General features: G+C 43.1%; 5 protein-coding genes. 4 read left to right on the top strand and 1 reads right to left on the bottom strand.

Annotation, left to right across the window (positions count from 1 at the left end; all coding sequences use genetic code 11):
• Positions 1–74 precede the first annotated feature (74 nt).
• From AB4653_RS13560 to AB4653_RS13570, 3 genes are read left to right on the top strand one after another with little or no spacing between them, the layout of a single operon-like run.
• Positions 75–1,142, top strand: a complete 1,068-nt coding sequence (locus tag AB4653_RS13560; RefSeq protein WP_372104434.1) for a glycosyltransferase — start codon at positions 75–77, stop codon at positions 1,140–1,142.
• Positions 1,139–2,326: a glycosyltransferase family 2 protein gene (locus AB4653_RS13565; protein WP_009846771.1), complete on the top strand. Its 1,188-nt coding sequence runs from the start codon at positions 1,139–1,141 to the stop codon at positions 2,324–2,326. The genes AB4653_RS13560 and AB4653_RS13565 overlap by 4 nt, the downstream gene beginning before the upstream one ends.
• 9 nt (positions 2,327–2,335) lie before the next feature.
• Positions 2,336–2,995: a sugar transferase gene (locus AB4653_RS13570; protein WP_017097829.1), complete on the top strand. Its 660-nt coding sequence runs from the start codon at positions 2,336–2,338 to the stop codon at positions 2,993–2,995.
• A 147-nt stretch (positions 2,996–3,142) separates the two neighbouring features.
• On the opposite strand, the gene AB4653_RS13575 is transcribed toward AB4653_RS13570, so the two are convergent.
• The gene (locus AB4653_RS13575; protein WP_009846773.1) at positions 3,143–4,825 is read right to left on the bottom strand and encodes a methyl-accepting chemotaxis protein; all 1,683 of its coding nucleotides are present in this window, start codon (positions 4,823–4,825) and stop codon (positions 3,143–3,145) included.
• Positions 4,826–5,058: 233 nt separating this feature from the next.
• Between AB4653_RS13575 and AB4653_RS13580 the strand changes: the two genes are divergently transcribed.
• Positions 5,059–5,602 (top strand): LysR family transcriptional regulator (locus AB4653_RS13580; protein WP_372104431.1); only part of this gene is annotated, 544 nt, incomplete at its 3' end.

The following is a 5,602-nucleotide window of genomic DNA, read 5'->3' on the forward strand; positions in this document are numbered from 1 at the left end:
TAGCAAGGCGCAGCAAATCTAACGTTAGGGTTTCTAATCCGCCGGGAGCGAGGTGCTGAACAACGTGTAAAAAGATCATACACGTTGTTCAGCACCTCGCTCCCGGCGGATTAGAAACCCTAACGTTAGATTTGCTGCGCCTTGCTAAACCAACAGACCAAGTGTTGATTGTCAGTTTAGAAGGAACAAAAGAAGACTCGATCAACAACTGGCCTAAATTAAAGCAGTATCAAAATCAAATCGTCTTTTTGGATAAAGCACCAGGCGTACAATTCAGTATCATCATCAAATTGATGAAAGCATTTAACGGTATTCGACCTGATGTTGTTCACACGCATCACATAGGCCCACTGCTCTACGCGGGTTACGCTGCCCGTGTAACTGGGGTTCCTACTCGAATTCATACCGAGCATGATGCTTGGCATTTGAAAAATAACAAACGTCGTCGCTTACAAGCCCTTGCATTGAAAGCGGCTCAACCAACGTTAGTGGCCGATGCAACACGCGTTTACAATCAGTTACGTTGTGCGTTTTCATACAAAAACATCATCACGATTAAAAACGGCGTAGATTGTGAGAAGTTTAAACCGATGTCAAAAGCAGACGCGAGAGCAAAGCACAACCTACCAACCGACAAATACATCATTGGTTGTGCGGGGCGTTTAGAGCACGTGAAAGGTCAAGACCAGCTGATTAAGGCACTTGCTCTACTGCCATCAAATACCGTTGTCGCACTGGCTGGTAATGGTTCAAAACGCAATCAACTGAAACAACTCACTGACCGCTTGAATCTCAGCGAACGTGTGATCTTTCTTGGCTTAGTGGATGACATGACCACCTTTTACGGAGCGCTGGATACCTTCTGCCTACCTTCACGCCACGAAGGGCTTCCTCTTTCTACACTCGAAGCCCAAGCATGTAACATTCCAACCGTCGCGATGAACGTCGGTGCGGTTGATGAAACCTTATGTCCCATCAGCAGTTCCCTCGTCAAAAGTGGCAGCATTGCCGGATTAGCCAGTGCGCTATTAGAAAAACAAAATGAACGCTTTTTGTCACCTCGTCGTTACGTTCTCGACAACTTCGATATCATCAAAATGGTTTCGTCTTACAACGACATCTCAGAAGGAGTTTGCGCATGATCGACTGGTTGCTTGCAGGACTTTGCTTATTCTCTGGTGCGCTGATTGTCTACCATCACGCCGCCTATCCACTGTTACTACGTTGGTATGCGAAAAGTCACCCGGCGCGTCAGATTGAAGAGAGCCACCGTTGTTATAAAGACGAACAACAAGATTGCACACTACCCACCATCACCATTCTTGTACCGGCATTTAACGAAGAGCAATGGATCGCAGACAAGATCCGTAATCTTGCTTCACTCGATTACCCAAAAAAGAAGTTACAAGTGATTATTGCTTGTGATGGTTGTACTGATGACACGGTAAAAATCGCTCAAATGACGATTCAAGAAGCGATGTGCAGCGATATCTATTTCGAGATACATGACCACAAAACCAACCGAGGGAAAGTTGCGGTTATCAATGAAGAAGTGACAAGCATAAACAGCGACATCACGGCTCTGAGTGATGTGTCAGCCCTTATTTCATTGGATGCGCTGCTTATTGCCGCCGCTCACTTTGTAAGTGACAAGGTTGGCGTGGTAAACGCAACGTATCAGCTTTGCCCAACAGGTAACGAAGGTGAAAATACCTATTGGCAGTTTCAAACCGCCGTTAAAGAGTCAGAAGCTTCATTAGGTTCGAGCTTAGGTTCTCATGGCGCTTTCTACTTGTTTAGAACACACCTGTTCGAACTGCTTCCACTCAACACTATTAATGATGATTTCATCCTACCGATGCGAATCGTTAAACAAGGTTACATCGCAGAATACGAAACACAAATGGTCGCACTGGAACTAGAAGAATCAAATTTAGAAACAGATTTCAAAAGAAGACTTCGTATTTCAGCGGGTAACATGCAACAAGCGATTCGATTGTTTGGCTTGTTCAGCCCGAAGTTCAAAGGCATCGCGTTTGCGTTCTTCTCTGGAAAAGGACTTCGTCTACTCACTCCATATTTAATGATTGTGTGCTTGGTGTGCTCAATCTTACTTAACAACTACTTGATATTTGAAGTGTTGTTATGGGCTCAAGTTGCCGTGTATACCATTGGCGTACTTGGCTGCATCTTGCCAAAGCGTCTCGTAAATAAACCTATTTCATTAATCTCTTATTTGATAGTTGGACACTATGCCAACTTCATTGGTGGCATTCGTTACCTAGTCGGGCTAGAAAACTCACCTTGGACACGAGCGAATCATTAAGGACTTATTATGATGAACATTGAACAGCTATCTACTCAAAACTTATACCAATACAAAATCTCACGTGCTAAACGTACTTTCGATTTCGTGAGTTCACTGATTGCTTTGATTTTGCTAGCGCCCGTATTTCCATTGATTGCGATGGCTATTGTACTCACTTCTCGTGGCCCGATTTTCTACCGTCAACTGCGTGTTGGTAAATCGACACCGGAGAAAATGGAAATCTTTGAGATCATGAAATTCCGTAGTATGTACGAAGATGCAGAAACGCGTTCTGGTGCCGTTTGGGCTACGGCGAATGACCCACGAATCACACCCGTTGGCCGATTTTTAAGAAAGACGCGTCTTGATGAGTTGCCACAACTGATCAATGTATTGAAAGGTGAGATGTCTCTAATTGGCCCACGTCCTGAACGCCCTACTTTTTACACCAAACTAGAGAACGAAATCCCCTACTTTGCTGACCGTACATACGGCGTAATGCCCGGTATTACTGGGCTAGCACAAGTAAATCAAGGTTATGATACCTGTATTGATGATGTACGTCGTAAAGTGGGCTTTGACCACAGTTATGCACTGAGTCTGTGCTCTATGAAATCTTGGATTGTGGCTGATCTCAGCATCATTTCTAAAACAATCATAGTAATGGTCGATGGACGTGGACAATAGGTGAGATGTGTTCGCGGTGATGGATGTTTTTTATAGTCTACTTAAGGATATGTAACTCTTGACGCTTGATAGAAAGTGGCGACCAAATTGCTTAACAATTGGTCGCCACTTTTAATTTATATTGGAGTGTTTATGCTTATTTAGTATCTAAAGCTTAAATTGACCAACAAGTTGGCTTAATTGCCCACCAGCCTGTTTAAGTTCATCCACAGCGGTACTTGATGTTTCACTCGATATCAGCAGTGAACTTACAATGTCACGTATAGTCACCAAGTTACGGTTTATCTCTTCCGTTACTGAGCTTTGCTCTGTTGCCGCAGTTGCTATATGGTCGGTCATTGCATTGATTGAGGCTACAGCGGTGCTAACATCATTTAAACCCGCTGATATATCATTTGATGAAGTCACAACATCCTGACAAGTATTGCTACTTTCACCCATCGAAGAGACCGCTTGTTCAACCAACTTATGAAGTTCATCAAGCATGGTCTTAATCTCTAACGTACTACCTTGAGTTCTACTTGCAAGGTTACGTACTTCGTCTGCTACTACAGCAAAGCCTCGACCTTGCTCACCTGCTCGCGCGGCTTCGATCGCTGCGTTTAGTGCTAGTAAGTTAGTTTGTTCTGCAATCTCGCCAATAACCTGTAACACACCATCTATCTTTTTAGACTGGTCGTGGAGTGAATTCATGTGTTGACTTGTGGTCACCACATTCTGTTCTAAAGAGCCAATAGATTGCGTCGACTTTTGCACAAGGTTTTGAGCATTATGAGCGTCATTGTTAGCTTCATTCGTTGCACTAGCCACTTGATGAGCACTTTGTGCCACTTCGTTTGCTGTACTACTCATCTCAGTAACAGCTGTCACCACCTGCTCTGTCTCGTGGTTGTGCTCTTGAAGTTGATTACTTAGGTGAACCGTTTGGCTACTTATTTGGTCAGTGGCCGTCGTAACATTATTTGTAGCTTTCGAAACATCAGTAATAATATTGTGGAGCTTGCCGATAAACTGGTTAAATGCTTTACCTAATTGTCCAATTTCATCTGTACCCGACACATTAATTCGATGGGTAAGATCACCTTCACCATTTGCAATGTCGATAAAGGTGTTAAGCATGTCTTTGATTGGGGCAATCATGCGCGAAGCGACATAAGACATGATCAGACAAGTTAGGGCTACTAATGCAAGCGCAGTAATGACAATTGTTGAAATTTGCGTTTCCATACGCTCACTGGCTTCTTGACGGTAAACCTCTGTAGCCTTAGCAATGTCATCAATATACAGACCCGTTCCTAAGAACCAACCTGTTCCAGAAATAGGAGCAGCGTACGCAATTTTTGGTTGAGGGACAGACGATCCAGGCTTGTCGTAAATGTATTCAATGAAACCACCACCTCTTGTCGCCTGTTCATGTAGGCGAACCGTGATTTTGATGCCATTCGGATCTTTTAAACCGCCGCCATCTTTACCTTCAAGTTGGGGCTTTAGACTGTGAACAATGTAGTGATCGTTTTCGTCGAACACAAAGAAGTATCCGCTGCCATTAGAAAAACGCGCTTCTTTTAACGCGAATCTAACCGCTTCTTGTGCTTCTTGACCTGTACCAAAACGTCGAACTACATCTTCAACTACAGATTGAGCGATAGTAGCTGCATCTTCAATATTGTTCTTACGTTCATCGGTTAAGACCGTTTGGTAGTCTTGAATTTCATATTCAAGAGCCGATAGTTGGGAGTTAATAACAATGACTAGAGTCACAATCGCAACCAACATCGCTGGTACAATTGCAGACAAAAGCATCTTCATTTTCATAGATAAATTATACATAAGTAGTCTCAAACATTATATTCGCGAAGATATTACATCATGCATACTTTTAAATAAACGCCGTACTTATTGATTGTATCGATGAGGTGATTTCGTTTTTCATTAAGTCACCTGAGTACATGTGTCTCATACACACCAATAGGTTATTAATTATTCGTTGTTTTTTCGATTTTATGTACTATTTGATATACGATAACTGTTGTCATCCAATACCCAAATTCGAAACCAACCCTATGAAAATCGAAGATCTTAAGTTGTTCACCACCGTTGTCGAACTGGGTAGTTTTACTGCCGCCGCTAATGCTCTTGACCTTCCGCGAGCTAACGTTAGCCGTAGAATTAACGACCTTGAGAAATCTCTCGGCATTCAACTGTTCTTTAGAACCACACGAAGCCTCTCCTTAACCAAATCTGGCGAGCTCTATTACAAAGAATTACTCAATGCATTGAGTGCGCTCGACAAAGCAAACCATGTCGCTTCCAACCTGTCAGAGGTTGCACACGGACAAATTAAGATTGGTCTATTGCCTGAAACCAGCGATATCATGCAGTCGACTCTGTTTAAATTCCAAGATATGTATCCTAAAGTTGAGCTTGATATTCGCAACATTAGTAACGGCTTTGTCGACATGTACCGTCAAGGGTTAGACCTCGCTATGCATGGTGGTACGTTGAGCGATGCAAACGTGGTTGCCCGTAAAGTGATGGTTCTTCAACGTATTTTTGTCGCAAGCCCTGAATTTATTGAGAAACAAGGCAAGCCTTCAAGCCTAAGAG

Origin of the sequence: Vibrio sp. 10N.222.48.A3 (genome assembly GCF_041475345.1) — a bacterium.
In the GTDB taxonomy this organism is placed as follows: domain Bacteria; phylum Pseudomonadota; class Gammaproteobacteria; order Enterobacterales; family Vibrionaceae; genus Vibrio; species Vibrio tasmaniensis_A.

Coding starts and splice junctions, on each gene's coding strand:
- AB4653_RS13575 (WP_009846773.1), bottom strand. CDS start 4,825: ATGTATAATTTATCTATGAAAATGAAGATGCTTTTGTCTGCAATTGTA.
- AB4653_RS13565 (WP_009846771.1), top strand. CDS start 1,139: ATGATCGACTGGTTGCTTGCAGGACTTTGCTTATTCTCTGGTGCGCTG.
- AB4653_RS13570 (WP_017097829.1), top strand. CDS start 2,336: ATGATGAACATTGAACAGCTATCTACTCAAAACTTATACCAATACAAA.